This is a genomic window from Phycisphaerae bacterium, assembly GCA_017999985.1.
GTDB lineage: Bacteria > Planctomycetota > Phycisphaerae > UBA1845 > Fen-1342 > JAGNKU01.
On the sequence record JAGNKU010000004.1, the window covers coordinates 305,204 to 323,637 of the forward strand.

General features: G+C 65.0%; 15 protein-coding genes and 1 tRNA gene. 10 read left to right on the forward strand and 6 right to left on the reverse strand.

The window, feature by feature from the left end:
* Nucleotides 1–21: 21 nt before the first annotated feature.
* Nucleotides 22–471, reverse strand: coding sequence for a NifB/NifX family molybdenum-iron cluster-binding protein (locus KA383_07775; protein ID MBP7746018.1), 450 nt, complete (start codon nt 469–471; stop codon nt 22–24).
* 313 nt (nt 472–784) lie between these two features.
* Here KA383_07775 and tsaA point away from each other — a divergent pair, with 313 nt between their 5' ends.
* Complete coding sequence (gene tsaA / locus KA383_07780; protein ID MBP7746019.1) at nt 785–1,294, forward strand: tRNA (N6-threonylcarbamoyladenosine(37)-N6)-methyltransferase TrmO; 510 nt, start codon at nt 785–787, stop codon at nt 1,292–1,294.
* Nucleotides 1,295–1,336: 42 nt separating this feature from the next.
* Here the strand turns inward: tsaA and KA383_07785 are convergent, their stop codons facing one another.
* The 3 genes from KA383_07785 to KA383_07795 form a co-directional block, all read right to left on the reverse strand.
* On the reverse strand, nt 1,337–2,734 hold the full coding sequence (locus KA383_07785; GenBank protein ID MBP7746020.1) for a sigma 54-interacting transcriptional regulator: 1,398 nt from the start codon (nt 2,732–2,734) through the stop codon (nt 1,337–1,339).
* 75 nt (nt 2,735–2,809) lie between these two features.
* A complete protein-coding gene (locus KA383_07790) occupies nt 2,810–3,154 on the reverse strand; it encodes a HAMP domain-containing histidine kinase (protein ID MBP7746021.1) in 345 nt (114 codons plus the stop codon).
* A 102-nt stretch (nt 3,155–3,256) separates the two neighbouring features.
* Nucleotides 3,257–5,203: a radical SAM protein gene (locus KA383_07795; protein MBP7746022.1), complete on the reverse strand. Its 1,947-nt coding sequence runs from the start codon at nt 5,201–5,203 to the stop codon at nt 3,257–3,259.
* Between the two features lie 524 nt (nt 5,204–5,727).
* Here KA383_07795 and KA383_07800 point away from each other — a divergent pair.
* A complete protein-coding gene (locus KA383_07800) occupies nt 5,728–6,366 on the forward strand; it encodes a transposase (GenBank protein ID MBP7746023.1) in 639 nt (212 codons plus the stop codon).
* Nucleotides 6,367–7,076: 710 nt separating this feature from the next.
* Here KA383_07800 and KA383_07805 read toward each other — a convergent pair.
* Nucleotides 7,077–8,522 (reverse strand): RHS repeat-associated core domain-containing protein, encoded by a 1,446-nt coding sequence (locus KA383_07805; GenBank protein ID MBP7746024.1) that lies wholly within the window; start codon nt 8,520–8,522, stop codon nt 7,077–7,079.
* 279 nt (nt 8,523–8,801) lie between these two features.
* On the opposite strand from KA383_07805, the gene KA383_07810 reads away from it, so the two are divergent.
* Nucleotides 8,802–10,088: an anaerobic sulfatase maturase gene (locus KA383_07810; GenBank protein ID MBP7746025.1), complete on the forward strand. Its 1,287-nt coding sequence runs from the start codon at nt 8,802–8,804 to the stop codon at nt 10,086–10,088.
* Between the two features lie 265 nt (nt 10,089–10,353).
* Entirely contained in the window at nt 10,354–10,653 is a 300-nt protein-coding gene (locus KA383_07815; protein MBP7746026.1) for an ATP-binding protein, read from the forward strand.
* Between the two features lie 291 nt (nt 10,654–10,944).
* On the opposite strand, the gene KA383_07820 is transcribed toward KA383_07815, so the two are convergent.
* A tRNA-Ser gene (locus KA383_07820) sits at nt 10,945–11,034 on the reverse strand.
* Between the two features lie 439 nt (nt 11,035–11,473).
* Here KA383_07820 and KA383_07825 point away from each other — a divergent pair.
* The 6 genes from KA383_07825 to KA383_07850 all read left to right on the forward strand — a co-directional run bounded on the left by KA383_07825 (nt 11,474) and on the right by KA383_07850 (nt 18,150).
* Complete coding sequence (locus KA383_07825; protein ID MBP7746027.1) at nt 11,474–12,031, forward strand: hypothetical protein; 558 nt, start codon at nt 11,474–11,476, stop codon at nt 12,029–12,031.
* Nucleotides 12,032–12,096: 65 nt separating this feature from the next.
* A complete protein-coding gene (locus tag KA383_07830) occupies nt 12,097–12,786 on the forward strand; it encodes a flavodoxin family protein (protein MBP7746028.1) in 690 nt (229 codons plus the stop codon).
* A 287-nt stretch (nt 12,787–13,073) separates the two neighbouring features.
* Nucleotides 13,074–13,682, forward strand: a complete 609-nt coding sequence (locus KA383_07835; protein ID MBP7746029.1) for an arsenate reductase ArsC — start codon at nt 13,074–13,076, stop codon at nt 13,680–13,682.
* A 2-nt stretch (nt 13,683–13,684) separates the two neighbouring features.
* Complete coding sequence (gene arsM / locus KA383_07840; GenBank protein MBP7746030.1) at nt 13,685–14,563, forward strand: arsenite methyltransferase; 879 nt, start codon at nt 13,685–13,687, stop codon at nt 14,561–14,563.
* A 6-nt stretch (nt 14,564–14,569) separates the two neighbouring features.
* Nucleotides 14,570–15,646 carry an ACR3 family arsenite efflux transporter gene (arsB, locus tag KA383_07845; GenBank protein MBP7746031.1) on the forward strand — a complete coding sequence of 359 codons (1,077 nt, stop codon included), beginning with the start codon at nt 14,570–14,572 and terminating at the stop codon, nt 15,644–15,646.
* Nucleotides 15,643–18,150, forward strand: a complete 2,508-nt coding sequence (locus KA383_07850) for a hypothetical protein (protein ID MBP7746032.1) — start codon at nt 15,643–15,645, stop codon at nt 18,148–18,150. Before arsB ends, KA383_07850 begins: the two co-directional genes overlap by 4 nt.
* The last annotated feature ends 284 nt before the right edge of the window (nt 18,151–18,434 follow it).

An 18,434-nucleotide genomic window follows, 5' to 3' on the forward strand; every position in this document is an offset into this window, starting at 1 on the left:
TTCCAGCGCGCTGTGCAGCGCTCAACGTCCCCCGCGGTCTTGTCCGCGACCCTCACTACTCCGGTTGCGCCGGCCGCCGGGTGCGCGCCCCACGCGTCCACAGCCACCGGCCCCGCGCCAGCGGCGGCGTCTGCCCCCGCAACACCCCGGCATCAGAAACGCTCGCTCGTCGAGTCGATCGGTTGCGAACGCCTGCAAGACCTCTTCGACGGGGCCGCACGTCTGCGGGATGACGTGGATGCCAGCGGCGCAGAGCAATTCCTCGAGCGGCCGAGAGACGGCGCCGCAGATCAACACGTTCACGCCGTATTGCGACAGCTCGGCGGCGCGTCGGGCGATATCCTGCGAATGCAGGGGAACCGTCTGACGACGCACTTCGCGCGCCGCGTCGAGTTCGACGAGCACGACGGTCTGCGCCACGTCGAACACGGGCGAGACGCGGTCCGCGAGCACGGGGATCGCAACGTACATGACAACCGATACATGCACGGCGCGTACCAGCACGCGGACTGGCACCGATGAATGTGCATAATGCATTGCCAAAAAATTATTTACAGCTTTCCTCCGGGCAGGCTCCGAAGTTTCATAGCATTGCATTATGCAATCCCATTTTCCTGCGCACATTGCAGAATGCAATTCCCACCGTTCGTGGGGCCGGCGTGCGTGCATCGCGCTCGGACCCGATCTGGAAGCCGCCCAGTCGCCTCAGTATGCTGCACAGATCAGTGCGCTCGCGGCCCGGTGGCCTGGTGGATCGCCGCAGTCCCGCGGTTGGAGATTCGACATGGCTGAGCAGCGCGACGCCGCCGGAGGACTGACCCTCCACGCCATCGGCGTCATCCATAGTCCGCATGTGCGTCCCGAGCAGACGCCGATCCAGCCGGTCTTTGCGGAAGGTGTCCAAGGCTGGGCCGAGCTTTTGCCGGAATACGCCGCGGGCCTTGAGGATCTGGAGGGCTTCTCCCACCTCTGGTTGGTTTACTGGTTCCACCAGGCCGGCCCGGCGCGCCTGACCGTGCAGCCGTTCCTCCAGGATGCCACGCACGGCGTATTTGCCACCCGGGCCCCGACGCGGCCCAATCCCATCGGCTTGAGCTTGGTCCGCCTGGTTCGCCGCGCGGACTGTGTTCTACACATCGAGGACGTCGACATCCTCGACGGCACGCCGCTGCTCGATATCAAGCCCTATGTGCCCCGCTTCGATTACCGCGCCGATGCACGCACTGGCTGGCTGGAGGCGGTCGACGATCAGACGGCCCGCGTGCGCGGGCGCAGTCAGCTCCCCGCTGAGTGAGTTCGACGAGACAGCCGCCCGGTGCGTCGCGCGCGGGATTTGTCAGCCACCTCGCGCACGGCGTGATCGCGGCCCGGGCCCCGCGGAGTCCTGGACGCCGAGCTTCTGGAGCTTGCGAAACAGCGTGCTGGCATTGATGCCCAGCTCCCGCGCGGCGGCGGCCCGGTTGCCGTCGTGGCGCTGCAGCGCATCGTGGATGTGGATGGCTTCCAGCTCAGCCAGCGTGAGGGCCGTCTTCAGGCGGCGCGGCACTTTGCCGACCGCAACCTGCAGCGCCGCCGGCAGGCACTGCGGCTCGATCAGCCCGCCACGACACAACACGAACGCGTGCTCGATGATGTTCTCCAGCTCGCGCACATTGCCGGGGTAATCGTGGGCCATCAGAATCGCCAGGGCCGCATCCGAGACCCCCACAATGTCCTTGTTCTGCACGCGGTTGAAGCGCGTGATGAAGCGCTCGATGAGCAGCGGGATGTCCTCCCGGCGTTCCCGCAGCGGCGGCAAACGGAGGCGGACGACATTGAGGCGATAGTACAGGTCGTCCCGGAACTTCCCGCCGCGCACCAGCTCGTCCAGGTCACGATGCGTTGCCGCCACGACACGTACGTCAACTTGGACCGGCTCGACCGACCCGAGTGGCTCGTAGACGCGCTCCTGGAGCACGCGCAGGAGTCGTGTCTGCATGGCCGGAGAAACGTCTCCAATTTCGTCCAGAAAGAGCGTGCCGCGATCGGCAACCGCCAGCCGCCCCGGCTTGTCCCGTTTCGCATCCGTGAAAGCCCCCGCCTTGTAGCCAAACAGCTCGGATTCCAACAGCGTGTCGGGCAACGCGCCGCAATTCAGGGCGACAAAGCGGCGCTGGCTGCGCGGCGAAAGATTGTGAATCGCGCGGGCGACGAGTTCCTTGCCCGTGCCGCTCTCACCCTCGATCAACACCGTGCTGACGCTGTCGGCCACCTGCGGCAACAACTCGAAGAGCCGCTGCATCGCCGCGCTGCGCCCCACGAGGTCGGCGAACGTGTAGCGCCCCTCCAGCTCCTTGCGCAGTTCCTCAACCTGGCTCAGGTCGCGGAAAGTCTCCACGCCGCCGATCACACGCCCGCGCTCGTCCTTCAGCACGGCGGTCGAGACGCTGATCGGAATCCGCTCGCCGTCCGCTCTCAGGATGTAAACGGCCTTGTTCACCACCTGCCGGCCGGTCCGGTGCGTGCCCTTCAGCGCGCATTCAGTTTCGCAGATGCTCGCCCGGAAAACGTCGCAACAATGCCGGCCCAGCGCCTCCGCGCGCGTCACGCCGGTGATCCGCTCGGCCGCCGCGTTGAACGACGTGATCCGCCAGTCCAGGTCGACGGTGAACACGCCGTCCGCGATGGAGTCGAGGATGACCTGGTACGTGTTCGCGCGGGTCGCCGACTTCATTCGCTTCTTGGCAGCAGGCATACCTTGGCACTCGCGGGGAGCACCCGACCGTCGCATCCGCTCCCCGGTTTCCCGGGCGCTGTTCATCCTGAGATTCTACGCGAACGTGCGGGCACGAACGACCCGGAACCTGCCAGACGGCGACGGCGAATGTTGCGAAGATTCGAACAACGGCTTGCCGAGGGGCCGGTTCCACTGGGCCAGGCGCTCGCCGTCAACACCGATGGCAGCGTCCGTCGGGGTCTCGAGCACCACTTGCGTGGCGCGTGTGTCGCGGACGACCGGCTGGTCCGTGGCCCCACGGCTGGCCGGCAGCTTCACGGTGAAGCTCGATCCGGCACCGGCGCGTCTCACCACGCCGATGCGAGCGCCGACCTGCTCGACGACCGCGCGCACAATCGACCGCCGCAGTCCCGTGCCTGGAATTCGAGGCGTGATCACTGTCGCACCTCGCCAAAACGCATCACCGATCGGTGCGGAGACGGTGTTCCGTCCGCCGACCGCCACAGACTCGGGTCGATTCCGATCGGGCGGCGCTGAGTTTCATGTCGTAGGGTCGACTCTCAAGGGCAACGTGAGCACGGGGGGCACAACGGCATCGACAGCGCTGGTCACTGCTGGGCCCGCCCGGTCGCCCAACCTGGGGCGCGTCCGCTGTAGCGCCGCATCTTCCGGCCGCAACTCGCTTTCGACGGCCAGAAGCGGCAGCGCGTGGTCGGCGGGCCGCCCGTCGACCGCGCGCATCGGAACTGCGCTGGCCGGAGCAGTCACCTGCCGGCGGATGTCGCCGCGCAGCAGTCTCATTGCCCAACCCAAGGTGCGCCGGACGGTGCGCGACAGCCCCCACATGCCGATGAGTTGCACGAATGCGTCGGCGAAGTACAGCTTGCTCTTCGGCCGCACGACGGCGAGCAGGAACCGCAGCGGGTTATAGAAATACAGGTACACGGCCATGATGTTGAGTTGCTTGCGCCACGGCTGCCGGTGTTCCGACGCGACGACGTAGTTGGCATCCAGCATGTAGGGCTCGACGGGCCGGCCGCCGGCACTGGCGTAAACGCGCCCGGCACGATACGCACCTTCGTAGAATCGCGAACCGGTGGCCGGTGTCATCATCAACACTTGCAGGCTGATGGCGCCGGCCTTGCGGAGCAACCGAGCCTGGTTCAGCAGCCCGTACTCGCCACGCCGGGTGAACAGCGGCTGCTGGTCGTGGTGCATCATCATGGGCATCGGGCAGATACCGTGTCGCCGCAGCAGGCGAAATGCCTCGGTGGTCTTGTCCACGCTCTGGCCCTTGTTGACCAGCGTGGCGGTCATGTCCTCGACGCCCAGCCACAGGGCCCGCACACCGGCGGTCCGCACGGTCGGCAAATGGTCGCGGAGTTGAAGCGTGTCGTGGACCGTCACTTCGGTGCCCCAACGCAACTTCTTCCGAATGGGCACGCCATCGATTTCCGTCCGCGCCAACGTCTCGACGATGTCGAGAGTGCGCTGCTTGTGATTGAAGAAGTTGTCATCGGCGCCGAAAAAGTACCGAAGCCCGTACTCGCGATGCAGTCGCGCGAATTCATCGGCCACGCGCGCGCCGCTTTTCACCCGGTGCTGCCGCTGGTTGTACGCGGGGATCGGGCAATAAGGGCAATTGAACTTACAGCCAAACGTGAGGACCAGCGAGGCAATCGGGCTGTGGCGACGCACCTGTTCGGGCGCGAGTGCTCGGGACTGCAACGTGGTTCGCCGGCTCGGCGGTTCGAGCAGCCGAAACCCGATCGCAGGATGGGGCAGCTCATCGAGATTGCCCACGAGCCGCTGGATGCCGGTATCGACCAGTTCCTCCGGCACGCCGGTCGGACCGGTCCGGGCGTAGACGAGCCCCGGGATGTCGTCGAGCAGCCCGGCGTCCCGCGCGCGCAGGAAGCTGGCGCGGAGCGGCTCATCGCGGCCACGCAGGGTCAGCAGCCGCTCCAGCAGACTGAGCAAGACGTACTCTTCGCCGGTTACGGCCACATCGGCGCCCCAGGGATCGTGCGCGTCCGCGCTGAACACGTCCCACGGCTCGTAAACCGTCTTCGGGCCGCCAGCGATAATCAACGGCCGGTGCGCCGCATCGATGCGGCCGGCAGCGCGGATCAGCGCGTGGCAAGCCGCAGTATGGATCTGCATGCTGGAGACCAGGAACAGATCCGGCCGGCGCCCGTCGAGGCGCATCTCCGCCGGATGGAAATTCGGGTTCCACTGCTGGAGAACGATGCGCGTCTTCGGGAAGCCGGCCGCGACCAGGGCCGATCCGATCGCCCGCGCGCCGGCCGGCGCCATGCGCGTATCGGCATAGATGAACGGTAACATGCGCGTACGATGATCGAACGCGCACGCCACGACCGAGACCAAATCCTGATGACGGGCCAGCCCCCGCAGCCGGTCGCACACCACCGCCAGCGCACCCGGGGGGAGCAGTTCATCACCACGGGCACGGCGGGGAAGTTCCATGTCTGCCTTTCCGCGGCGCTCCGCGGTCCAACCGCCGTCTGGGCAAAGTGGCCCGCGGAGATCCTGTGACGCACTTCGCAGCCTCGCAGCGCGCATGTCCTCAGGCCGCGCGACCAAGCCCGTTAGGATTCTATGCCCGCCAAGCCCGGTCGTCGACGGCGCAGCGCGGTGCGCTTCGCGCTGGCGGTTGTGCGGCGGCTGATGACCTCGAAGCTTTGTCGCGGAACAGCGAAGGCTGGGCGAGCGCGAACAACACGCGCTCCTGGTGGCGGCACGGGCTACAGTTTGTGCTGCGCCGGCCATGCGGGGAGATCGTGCGTGGAGCCGGGCGGCGGGCAGCGGCGCTGGCCTGGGAGCGGGAGAATCTCGGGCCGCTCGGTGACGCATGCAACGAGCGGCGTTGACCCGCCTGGCTACTTGCAGTCGGCGCGGTCGGCCGCGAATTACAGGGGGGCCTTCTACTTTTCGGCCAGTCTCGCCGACTCGGCCTACTCACGTGATGCCTGGCGCGGACGACCAAGCGGGTGCAGCGCGCTCTCCAGGCCCAACGCCGCCGCTGTGCGGACGCGCCACGCCGACGTGCCGAACGGGGCCCCACGCACTACGCTCTGCCGCACCGCGACCAACTCCGCATCCGTCTCCGGCCGGTTCACGCGCGCCGTCCAGTTCCGCGACAGCGCCACCGGCGACGCCGTAAGCAGCGTACTCCGCTGACGCCGCAACGCCAGGCTGGACCACGGCCAGTCCTCCGCCCGCCGGCACAGACCGTCATCTATCAGTTGAAATGCCGCCAGCGCTGGCAGGTGGAGACCAACCTGCGGCACCTGAAGCAGACGCTCGGCCTAGCCGTGCTCAAAAGCGAGACCGTGGCCGGCGTGGAGAAGGAAATCCTGGGCTTCGCGCTGCTGCACAACTTGGTGCAGAGCGCCATGGCCGCGGCCCGGCAGGGCGTGGCTCGTGAGCGGATCAGCTTCGTGGACGCGTTGCGGCACCTGCGCTGGCCGCTCGTGGCGACCGCGCCGCCGGAGCTGTGGGTCAATCCGTTGCGGCCCGACCGGTACGAGCCGCGCGTCCGCAAACGCCGCCCGCTCGAATACCCCTTGATGAAACAACCTCGCGCCACGCTGCGGAAAACCCTGCGAAAAAAGCCTAATGCCGCTTAAGTTAATGCCATTCTAGAATGTCCCCTTTATCAATCATTAGCGGGCATGGCAGTCCCACATTCTGGGCAGACTCCTGACGTGTTGCCCGTTAGGTCGTATCCGCAACTTCGACACCGTCCGGCAAGCCGTGCGCGGCGCGCGCGGCTTCGCCGGACCAGCACGAATGGCAGGATACCTGCCAAAATGAAAGGAATCCAAAGCGGAATCACGGTCTCAACGATGTTACAGCCCATAGTGCGCCGGGGCCACAGCACGCGGTGCCATACTGTTTGGACCGAAGCATAGCAGGGTCCTCGCCCGACCGAAAACCACGGTGACCAGAACCCCTCATCCACGTTGATGAGATACGGCTGCGGAGCTGGCGAGATGAATGTAATCGCGCCATTGATGATGACGATGCCAGATAAGTTCCCCAAGCTCCATACGATGTGTCCCACAAAGCTGTAGCCTAACAGAAGACATGTTGCCAGGAAGAACCCTATGCTGGTATTACGAATGACGCTTCCCCGACACACATCTTATTCCTTCAGGCAAACACAATCTCCAGCTCACCACGCCGGTCGCACATAGAAGACAATGACTCTGAGAGTCCGTCTGGCAAAAGCGCTGCATGCGAATACAACCGAGTACCTACGGTGAATTCGCTCCGAATTAGCCACTCTGCTGCGAAACACGATCTCGCACTCGGGCAGGCCTTCGGATGTCACTTGTTACTTAATACAGGATTTTGCCACATAAAAGACGGTACTATCCTTAGTCAATTTTCCGTTCTGCACATCGAGAACAGCATCAAAAACGAGTTTCACCTTAGAGCAGCTGCATACTCCTGAACGGCATCCACTCGAAAGCACAATATAGTAGCTTATGTACTTTGTCTGCGTGTTTGGATTGTTGGGCCCCAAGTAAGTATTAATGTTGGGTGCATCAAATGTGACAAGGCGACGCGAACCGCTACAGGGCATCCGTCCGCGATTGTTCCAGTCAGACGCGACGACGCCAGGCTTATCCATAACCGATCGAAAGTCATGAGTGCCCTCGCTTTTCGGTGGAGCGGATGGCGTCCAGGTAACGGCCTCCTCCCAACTGAGGCCGCAATCGCCGCCCTCGTTGGATCGATATGACATCGACATTGCCACGTTTAGGAATAGGTGAACCTGACCTTCTTTTACTGGGTATGTGCGCCCCCCGTGGCTAATGGAATCACCGAACTTGAGTATTTTCACATTATCGAGCGTGAGGTCCTCAGCGCAACAACAGCAGCACGCGCAGGCCTGCGTTGTCGTTGACTGGTGTGCGGCGACGAAGCCGAGTGGATCCACCGCGGCTACGGGTTCATTACCGGCGAAGCAATAGAGCGCAGGTCCCCCACGTTCCTCTATCGGATCCCGACTGATCCACCGTCCCAGCGTCGGGCTGTAGTACCGGTATCCCCAGTAGCCGAGCCCGGTGTCCGCGTCAAACTGCTTCGTGCTGAAGCGCCAGACGTTGTCCGCGGCGTAGCTGCCCGTCGCCGCCGTCACACCGCCGTACGGGTCGTATTCGTACTTCGCGACCAACGCGCCCGCGGGATCGTTGGCATCGTGCGCCCAATCGACGAGCTGCCCGACGTTACCGTTCGCGTCGTAGAGGTAGGCGTAGTTGAGGTCGCCGCCGCCGACCGCGCCGCCCACGACCTGCACCGCCAGCAGGCCGCCGATCGCGCCGGCCCCCTCCAGGCTGTTCACCTGCCCGTTCAGGCCGGCGAGGTCCAGGCCCCAGGTGTATTTCCGCAGAATCGTGCCGCTGCCATCCATTTCCAGCAGCATCCGCCAACCGTCCCAGACGTACCGGCGGGTCTGCGTCACGGTCCACGCCGTGCCGCTCCAGGTCGAGACCTGCTTCTCGACCCGCCGGCCGAGGTAATCGTAGCGGAAAGTGAGTTGGATGTCGTCGACGACCTCGCCGCCGGCGGGCGGTCCGACGCGGGTGAGGCGGTTCTCGGCGTCCCACGTATAGGCCCGCGTCACACCGCTGCCGCCCTGACCGATCAGATTGACGAAGCAGCCGATATCGGCAAAGCTCACCGTGCCGTTGCCGTCGCATTCGCCGTTGAGCCAGTTGCAGTACGGATACACGGCCTCGTAGGCAAGAAAGCAGAAGGTTCCTCTTTTCCCCACCCTGGCTGCGTGGCTTCGTCGCTTCGTGGCTTCTCCGTGCCTGCGTCCCTTCTCTCAGTGGCGTCGTGACATCCTCGTCGCTTCGTCCGGCTGACGGCTGCCACCACCTCTCCGCAAGCGGCGCGCCGACCGGGGGCAGGTCACCGCCATATCGGCCGAGCGCCCGCATGGCATGTCCGCCGGACACGGGATTGCAGCATCTGGGTTTCCGGTGTGTAATGACGCCCGAGATGTGGCACGTCCGGCGCGCGTCATCCCAGCCGAAGCGGGATCGAGCCGATGCCAGCGACTCCACCCAAGTCTGAGTTGCGACCGCAGCCGCCCGGCTACGCGCATCGTTTTCACGCCATGGTGAAGCCGATCGGCGCCATTTGCAATCTCAATTGCACGTACTGCTACTACCTGCACAAGGAAGAACTGCTGGCGCAGCGCGCCCCGCGCATGTCGGCCGAAGTGCTGGAGCAGCACATCCGCCAGTACATCGAGGCGCAGACCGGTGACGAAGTCGTCTTTTCGTGGCAGGGCGGCGAGCCGACCCTGATGGGACTGGACTTTTTCCGCCAGGTCGTGGAGTTGCAGCGGCGATACCGCAAGCCCGGCCAGCGGATCGAGAACGACCTCCAAACGAACGGCACGCTACTCGATGCCGACTGGGCACGCTTCCTCAAAACCTACAGCTTCCTCGTTGGCTTGAGCTGCGACGGGCCCCGACACCTGCACGATCGGTACCGCGTCGCTAAGGGTGGCCGGCCGACACACGCGCAGGTGCTGGCGGCGGCGCGGCTGCTGAGAGAGCAGGGCGTGCCGTTCAACGCCCTGTGCGTGGTCAACCGGGACAACGCAAAATGCCCCGTGGACGTGTACCGCTTCCTGACGCGCGAGCTGGGAGTGTGGCGCGTGCAGTTCATCCCGTGCGTGGAGCCGCCGGCGTTCCGCACCGTGGTCGCCCAGCAGCTCAGCCCGCTGCTTTTGCCGGTCGTGGGTACAGCGCAAGCCCGGCCCGGGGGGCCCGACGCGGTTGTGACGGAGTGGTCGGTGGATCCCGATGAGTGGGGCCGCTTCCTGTGCGCGGTCTGGGACGAGTGGTATCGGCAGGACTACGGCCGGGTGCACGTGGACCTGTTCGAGACGACGGTGGTGCAGGCACTCGGTCTGCCGGCGCAGCGCTGCGTCAGCGCCGAGTTCTGCGGCAGGGGGCTGGCCGTGGAGCATAACGGCGACGTGTATGCCTGTGATCACTACGTGTACCCGGAGTACCGGCTGGGGAACCTGCAGCACACGCATTGGGCGGAGTTCGCGTACGGCGAGCGGCAGAAGCAATTCGGTTTCGCGAAACGCAACACGCTGCCGCGGTACTGCCGGGATTGTGAGTATTTGAAGCTGTGTTGGGGCGAGTGCCCGAAAAACCGCTTGGTGCGCACGCCGGACGGAGAGCCCGGACTGAATTACCTGTGTCCCGGGCTGAAGCGTTTCTACGCACACATCCGACGCGACCTGACAGCGATCCTGAAACGCGTACGCGCGGCACATCCGGAGCTCGCGCGGGTACCGCGCGGGTCGGGATGACGTTGGCGTTCATCGGTTCGCACGTGCTATGGCGAGGGGACGAGTGCGGGCAAAGGAGAGTTGAGCACGCACATCATGACCTCGCGTCGTGACCGCATGTTGGAGCACCTGATGCCGTTGAGCGGCACCGCGGACCGCAAACCAGGCACGCGTGGCGCGCTCGGCGTAGACGGGGTGCGTCTGCCGGCGAGCGCGCCACCCGAAACACGGCGGCAGTACGCAAAGATCATGACCGTGCCGTGGAGCGAGGAGTTCGCGCGGCGGGGTGATCAAGAAGCAGCTCGCCCACCTGGATCTGCTCGTGCTGGACGAACTCGGCTACATACCCGCCAGCAAGCTCGGCGCCGAACTGCTCTTCGACGTGATCAGCACGGCCTACGAACGCACGAGCCTGATCGTCACGACCAACCTACCCTTTGAGAACTGGGTCGAGGTGCTGGGCTCCGAACGCCTCACCGGCGCCACCCTGGACCGCCTGACCCACCGCTGCCACATCCTCGAATGCAACGGCGAAGGCTACCGCCTGGCCGACGCCAACCGCCGCCGGCGACCGCCACCCGCGTAACGGCGGACGACACGGGCGATAGCCTGCGGCCGTCGGACTCCCCCCAGACCCCCCTCATGGGGGAACCGGCTTCGCAGGTTCCGCCACACCCCCTCCTCGAGCTTCTTCCCCTCCTCCGGAAACCCCCGGCCAGTTCCTCTGCGCTCCAACCCCTGCGCCCCCTCGACATCTTTCTCTTCAACCTCTATCCTGAACCCATCAGTGCTGCACTTTTCGCCCGCCAGACGCTGCAATATTCAGCCGCCATTCACACTGAACGACAAGAGCTTGCGAAGTGCGTCTTGGATGGAACGGAGAGGGCGGGATTCGAACCCGCGGTACAGGTTTACCCCGTACGACGGTTTAGCAAACCGTTACCTTCAGCCACTCGGTCACCTCTCCAAGTCATTGAACATACAACACTTACGCATTGAACGCGATCCGCATTTTTCTGCGACGACAACCCTGACGACAACCTGTCCGGTCCCTACACTGGTCTTGCGGCATTAAGGGAAGCGGCTTGTCGAGGTTGCAGTCATGGCGAAGACCTCACGCAAGAAGCCGAATAAGCCGCATCCATCGTTCGCGCTAGCCGCGCATCCGAACGGTCAGTGGCGCAAGAAGGTCCGTGGCCGTGTGCATTTCTTCGGCGTGTGGCCTGGTCCAACGGCCGCTCTCGAACGATACCACGCCGTGGCCGCGGACCTTCACGCCGGGCGGCCAACGCGATTATCTACGCTATCGTACGCCGGTCCAACGGTCAAGGATGCGTGCAATAGCTTCCTCGGATGGCAAAGGGAAAAGGTCGACAGCGGTGAGATCGGCGCACGTTGGTTCGCGGATGTCCCGCTTCTCGACCGGCGGCTGTCCACCGGCCGAGAGCCTGGCTCGCTCGTTTCTGCTTTCGCTGACGTTCGCGCTCGGCCTGACGATCATGTTCGCGCTGATCTGGTTCAGCGTCTGGTCGGCGAGCTCACTGCTGCCCACGAGTTGGTGGAAATACATCGCGGCGGTGGTGTGCCTGCTGATGGGGCTGCATCTGCTGGGTGCGTTGCATTTCACGCTGCCGGTGCCGGCGGGGGTAAAGCCGAAGCAGAAGGGGTTTGTGGGCGCGCTGCTGCTGGGGTTGCTTTTCGGGCTGATTTCGATGCCGTGTGCCGGGCCCGTGCTGGCCGCACTCATCATCGTGACGCCGCTGTACGGGAAGTTCTTCGGCCTGACGCTCCTGGTGGCGTACAGCCTCGGGCATTGCGGGCTGGTCCTTGTAGGCGGCACGTCCATCGGCCTCGTGCAGAAGTTGGCTGACTCGAAGGGTTGGACGCGCGGAACGGACATGCTCCGGCGGATCGCCGGCGTTTTGATTATTGCGGTTGGTGTGTGGGTACTCTTCTTCGTTTGATGCGCGCCGTGCTTGGGGCGAACACGGCTCGCCGCCGGCGCGCGAGAGCTCCAAGGAGGCGCGGCATGACGGAGGACGTATCAAGACGTGGCTTTCTGAAAACCGCTGGGATTGCCGTCGCGGCGGGTGCCATCACCGGCACGGCCGCCCAGACCCAGGAGCCGCCGGCGACCGGCCGGAAGATCCGGATCATCGGCCTCGCCTGCAGCCCGCGCAAGGGCAAGACGACGGCCGCGGCCGTGCAGGTGGCGCTCGAGGCGGCGGCCGGCGTGAGCCCGGACATTCGAACCGAGCTGATCGAGCTGGCGGGGATGAACATCCCCGTATTCGACCCCGTGAACCCAAACAAAGGCGACTTCGCCGCTCTGGAACCGAAGCTCGCCGACGCCGCCGTGGCCGGGCTCATCATCGGCACGCCGGTCTACTTCAGTGGCATGTCGTCGTTGTGCAAGGCGTTCATCGACCAGTGCATGGTCTTTCGCAAGAACAACTTCGCCCTGAAGAACAAGGTGGCCGGCGTGGTGGCGGTCGGCGGGGTTCGCAACGGTGGCCAGGAACTGGCGCTCGAATCGGTGCAGGCGGCCCTGATGTGCCAGGAGATGATCGTCGTCGGCGACGGCAGTCCCACGGCGCACACCGGTGCCACCGTGCTCAACGACGGCCAGGATGATATCTCCGGCGATGAGTTCGGCCTGAACACGGTCCGCAACCTGGGCCGGCGCGTGGCAGAGGTGGCCGTGCGCATGGCGCGCTGATCCGTCCCGAGGCCGATCCCACGGGCGAGCATAGTTGCCCCGCCCGTGCAAGCCGGTATAATAATTCGCTGATTGGCGAAGTGATGGAGTGGCGGCGTGAACCCGGTGCTGCGAATTGCGAAAGCGTTGAGCGATGAGACGCGCTTGCGGGCGCTACTGGCGCTACGGGACGGGGAACTGTGTCTGTGCCACGTGGTTGGAGTGCTCGAGCTGGCCCCCTCCACCGTGTCGAAGCACCTGGACATCCTCTGCCAGGCCGGGCTGGTCCGGCGCCGCAAGGACGGACGATGGTGCTACTTCCGGCTGGCCGAGCGCGACGCCGATCCTGTGGTGCGCAGCGCATTGCGTTGGGTCCTGGCAGCGGGCGCCGAGGATGTCGCGCTGGGCAAAGACCTGCAGCGGGTTGCAAGTCTGCGACGCAAGGACCTTCAGGAGTTGGCAGCGTGCTACCGAAGCTGAGAGTTCTGTTCCTGTGTACGGGGAACTCGTGCCGAAGCCAGATGGCCGAGGGTTGGGCGCGGCACTTGAAAGGCGACGTGATCGAGCCGTATTCGGCTGGAATCGAAACGCACGGATTGAACCCGCGCGCGGTGCAGGTCATGGCCGAAGCGGGGGTGGACATCTCCGGCCAGCGTTCGAAGCACGTCGACGAGCTCCGCGACGTGCCGTTCGACTACGTGGTGACGGTGTGCGATCACGCGCACGAGAGTTGTCCGCTGTTTCCCGGCCGGACCAAGCTCATACACGTCGGCTTCGACGACCCCCCGCGGCTGGCGCGCGAGGCGAAAACGGAAGAAGATGCCCTGCGGCACTACCGCCGTGTGCGCGACGAGATTCGCGCGTTTGTCGGGCAATTGCCGGGTGCTCTGGAAAACGCGCTGAAACAAGGGAGTTAGCGATGTCAGATTCGTCTCAGGTGAATGATGCGCAGACCGTCCGCGAGCAAGTGCGGGCGGGATATGCGAAGGTGTCCCAGTCCGGCGGCCTGAGCGGCGCGGCCGCCCAATCCGGTTGCTGCTCCGGTTCGCCCTGCTGCGGACCGGCGGGCGGCAGCGCCACGGACCTGGCGCAGAAGCTGGGCTACAACGAGGCCGAGCTGGCCACGCTGCCGGACGGCGCCAACATGGGGCTCTCCTGCGGCAATCCCACCGCGCTGGCGTCACTCAAGCCCGGCGAGGTCGTGCTGGACCTGGGCAGCGGCGGCGGCTTCGACTGCTTCTTGGCTGGCCCGCGCGTGGGGAAGTCTGGTCGCGTCATCGGGGTGGACATGACACCCGAGATGCTGAGCAAGGCGCGCGGGAACGTGGCCGCCTACCGCCAGCGGACGGGCCTCGACAATGTCGAGTTTCGGTTGGGCGAGATCGAGCACCTGCCTTTGCCGGATGGCAGCGTGGACGTGGTCATCTCGAACTGCGTGATCAACCTGTCGCCCGCCAAGCCGCAGGTGTGGCGCGAAATCGCCCGCGTGCTGAAACCGGGCGGGCGCGTCGCGGTCTCCGACCTGGCGCTGCTCCGGCCGCTGCCTCCGGCCGTGCGCCGCATGGTCGAAGCGCTCGTGGGCTGCGTGGCGGGGGCGGTACTTGTCTCTGACACAGAGCGATTCGCCCGTGATGCCGGGCTGGTCGATATCCAGATTGAGCAGAAGCGCGATTACATCGAATCGATGACCTCGTTCGAGGACCCGCTCTACCAGAAGATCGCCGCGGCGCTGCCAGCCGGCACGCGCCCGGCGGATTTCGTGACGAGTCTGAACGTGACGGCCCGCAAGCCGGAGTAGCCCCACATGGATGCTGGTTGCCCAACCCGATTGTCGTTCCTGGACCGCTTCCTCACGCTCTGGATCTTCCTGGCGATGGCCGTCGGCGTGCTGGGTGGGTGGCTGTGGCCCGGCGTCGAGGACTTCCTCAACCTCTTTCAGGTTGGCACCACCAACATCCCCATTGCCATCGGCCTGATCCTGATGATGTACCCGCCGCTCGCGAAGGTGAAGTACGAGGAACTCGGCGACGTGTTCCGCAATGTCCGCGTGTTGGGCCTATCGCTGGTGCAGAACTGGGTGATCGGCCCGATCCTGATGTTCGCACTCGCCGTCCTGTTCCTGCGCGGCTACCCGGACTACATGGTCGGCCTGATCATGATCGGCCTGGCCCGCTGCATCGCGATGGTGATCGTGTGGAACGAATTGGCCAAGGGTGACAGCGAGTACGCCGCCGGCCTGGTCGCGTTCAACTCGATTTTCCAGGTGCTGTTCTACTCGGTGTACGCGTGGTTCTTCATCACCGTGCTGCCGCCGCGCCTGGGACTGAGCGGGGCGGAAGTTCATGTGACGATCGGCCAGATCGCCCAGAGCGTGTTCATCTACCTGGGCATCCCGTTCCTGGCTGGAATGATCACGCGGTTTGTGCTGCTGCGCGTGAAGGACCGCGCTTGGTACGAGCAAAAGTTCATCCCCAAGATCTCGCCGATTACGCTTATCGCGCTGCTGTTTACGATCGTGGTCATGTTCTCGCTGAAGGGCGAGAAGATCATCCAGCTTCCCCTGGACGTGGTCCGCATCGCGATTCCGCTGTGCATCTACTTCGTGCTGATGTTCCTCGTGTCGTTCTGGATGGGTAAGAAGATCGGCGCCGACTACTCGAAGACGACGACGATCGCATTCACCGCGGCCAGCAACAACTTCGAACTGGCGATCGCCGTCGCCGTCGCCGTGTTCGGCATTGGGCACGGGGCGGCGTTCGCGGCCGTCATCGGCCCGCTGGTCGAGGTGCCGGTGCTGATTGGACTGGTGAATGTGGCCTTGTTCTTCCAAAGGCGATACTTTGGGACACCAACAGCACCTGTTCAGGAGGCGCGCACATGAACCGCCGGCTGATCATGGCCATTCCCATTACGTTTGTCGTGGGCTTGCTTGCACTTGCCACCCTGGCCGTCGCGGGCGACCAACCCACCAGTTCGGCTCCATCCAGCCACGTGTCGGCCGTCCCGCCGCCGCAGGGCGTCTGTCCGCCGTTCAAGTTGCGCGATGAGCAGGGCGAGATCATCGATCCGCGGAACGGCGTCAACGCGTCCGTGCCGTACTCGCCCAAGCAGACCTGCGGTGCCGGCGGCTGCCATAACTACGACTTGATTACCGAGGGATTCCACTTCACGCAGGGCAAGGGCGAGAAGCTGCCGCCCGAGTACGCTGCCCGCTACGGTTGGGTCAAGTTCCCCGGCAACTATGGCGGTAACTGGTGCTCGCCGGCGCCGCTCTACCGCGAGCTGGCCGCCAAGCAGAACGGCAGCGCGCGGCTGATCGACATGACTTCGTTCGAGTTTGTGACGGCGACGTGTGGAAACTGCCATCCCGGCGGCGGTCCGCTGGAATTCGACCGCGATGGGCACCGCTACGACGAGCGGATGCGCGACCCGGCGGCGGGTCTGACGCCGGGCGGCGACAACGGGTTCGACGGGGACTATTTCAAGGCCCGCTGGTCGGAAACCGGCGTGATCGAGGCCGACTGCCTGCTTTGCCACGCGCCCGAATACGACTTCGGGAGCCGAAACGCTCAATTAGCTGGCCTGAACTTCCGCTGGGCCGCCACGGCGGGCGCCGGTCTTGCTACTGTGAATGGTAAGGTGGCTGCGAACGAATCGCCGGCCGTGGCCTATGACGCGGCTCGTTTCGATGCGGAAGGCAACGTGATGCTCCACATCGTGCCGGAGCCGCGCACCGATACGTGCCTGAATTGCCACTTCAAGCCGGACTGGAAGAAACGCGGCGCGGGCTACTCGACGCGCACGGACGTGCACATGGCGGCGGGGCTGCTCTGCGTGGACTGTCACGCGGCGGGAAGCCGGGCGGCCGATCCGCGCATCCGCGGGAAGGAAGTACACCAGTTCGGCAAAGGCGACGATCCATCGGGGTTTGTACGCAACGATCTGGACGACACCGTGCGGACCTGCGAAGCGTGTCACTTGGAGGGCTGGCGGAACGCCCCACGGGCAACGCACGAGTGGCTGCCGCCGATGCACCTGGAGAAACTCTCCTGCCAGGCCTGCCACATTCCGAACCGGGCGGTCAAGAGCGCCCTCGTGCAGGCCAGCGACGTGTACAACGCCGCGCCGCGGATCTCGCCACCGGGCAAGCACATCTGGACGTTCTACGACCAAGAGATGAAGTTCTGGAACCACTACGGCGAGCTGGACCTCTTCAGCGCGCACGATAAGCCGACCGACGTCACACAGCCGACGCTCGTTCGCTACAAGGGCAAGATCTACCCGGCCAACCGCGTGCATAGCACCTTCGTGGGCTACGAGGAGCCGGGCCAGCCGGGTCTGCACCAGCTCTTCATGAAGGACTTCTTCACGATGTGGAAGGAGCATCGGGCTGACCCGACCGCCAAGTATCCACAGCTTGCAAAGATCAAGGACGACAATGGCGATGGAGCCCCCGAGGTGAATCGGCCCGCTGAGCTCGACGCCTTGCTGGCGGCTACGAAGGACTACCTCACCGCCACCAAGTTCCCGCTCGACGGCAAGCGTCTTGTCTGGGTCAGCGACAGTCGGGCGTACTACTCAGCGACAGAGTACCGTGACCTGCCGCACGAAGAGTACGAGGCCACCGCCTACGCCTCCGTGTACAAGTTCTCGCACGACATTGCTCCCGCGCGGGCGGCGCTCGGCGCCGGTGGCTGCACCGACTGCCATTCCGCGCCGTCGCCCTTTTTCGATCGGCCCCTGCTGGCGCAGGCGTTTCAGGCAAGCGATGGGCAGCCGCGTTGGGTACCGAACCACGAAATCCTCGGCCTCGGGTCGGCGTGGATTCGGGCCGGCGCTTTCCGGGAGCAGTCGCTCAAGCCGCTGATGTACCTGTTGCTGGCGGTCCTGGCAGTTGTGTGGCTCGTCGCCGGATTGCGCGATGCGGCCGTTCGGAATGAGGCGCTTTCCGCCGGTCAGGCCCGGTTGGGTGCAGGGGCGCTGCTGATCGTCGCAGTACTTGGCGGTGTGCTGGCCGCACGCACGCCCGACTTGCTGAGCTACATGCTGGCGAGCCGTTTCACGCTCGATGCCAAACACTTCTGGGTCGCGGCCGCAATTCTGTTGGGGGCCATCGTCACGACGCTGCGACCGCGTCGCGGTCCCTCGCGCGTGCGGCCAGTACTCGCGTGGCTGCTGTGGATCACAGTCGTGCTAACGGGCCTGTGTGGCGGGCTGATGCTCCTGCAACTGAAGGCCTGGCCGGCGCTGACGCGGCTGGCATACACCGGATTCGATGCCGGGCTGACGTTGGTGCTCGCGCTGACCATCGTGCTACAGTTCATGCGTCTGGCGGGAGCGGCGACGCCGGGCGCGGGGCGCGTCGTCGCGGAGCAGCGTGCATGACGGGCTATTTCGCCAAGCTGCGACTGGGAGCGATTGGACGGTTCCTGGCTGGCTGGGGCGCGGTGTTTGCGTTCGTCGCCGGCGGCGGCGCGTCCGTCTGCCCGTGCTGCGGATCGCAGGCTTGCCCGGTCGGCTTTGCCGGCGCAGGGGTTGTGGGCTTCCTGGTGACGGCTCTCCTGTACGTGCCCCGATGGGTGGCTGGCCGAATGGGACACCGGCGCGGTGCACCGAGCAGACCGGAAAACACGGCTGACCACGGCGGCAGTAGCGTTGCGGGGCCAATG

Coding starts and splice junctions, on each gene's coding strand:
- KA383_07835 (MBP7746029.1), top strand. CDS start 13,074: ATGGTGCTACTTCCGGCTGGCCGAGCGCGACGCCGATCCTGTGGTGCG.
- KA383_07785 (MBP7746020.1), bottom strand. CDS start 2,734: ATGCCTGCTGCCAAGAAGCGAATGAAGTCGGCGACCCGCGCGAACACG.
- arsB (MBP7746031.1), top strand. CDS start 14,570: ATGGATGCTGGTTGCCCAACCCGATTGTCGTTCCTGGACCGCTTCCTC.
- arsM (MBP7746030.1), top strand. CDS start 13,685: ATGTCAGATTCGTCTCAGGTGAATGATGCGCAGACCGTCCGCGAGCAA.
- tsaA (MBP7746019.1), top strand. CDS start 785: ATGGCTGAGCAGCGCGACGCCGCCGGAGGACTGACCCTCCACGCCATC.
- KA383_07825 (MBP7746027.1), top strand. CDS start 11,474: ATGTCCCGCTTCTCGACCGGCGGCTGTCCACCGGCCGAGAGCCTGGCT.
- KA383_07830 (MBP7746028.1), top strand. CDS start 12,097: ATGACGGAGGACGTATCAAGACGTGGCTTTCTGAAAACCGCTGGGATT.
- KA383_07810 (MBP7746025.1), top strand. CDS start 8,802: ATGCCAGCGACTCCACCCAAGTCTGAGTTGCGACCGCAGCCGCCCGGC.
- KA383_07850 (MBP7746032.1), top strand. CDS start 15,643: ATGAACCGCCGGCTGATCATGGCCATTCCCATTACGTTTGTCGTGGGC.
- KA383_07775 (MBP7746018.1), bottom strand. CDS start 471: ATGTACGTTGCGATCCCCGTGCTCGCGGACCGCGTCTCGCCCGTGTTC.
- KA383_07795 (MBP7746022.1), bottom strand. CDS start 5,203: ATGGAACTTCCCCGCCGTGCCCGTGGTGATGAACTGCTCCCCCCGGGT.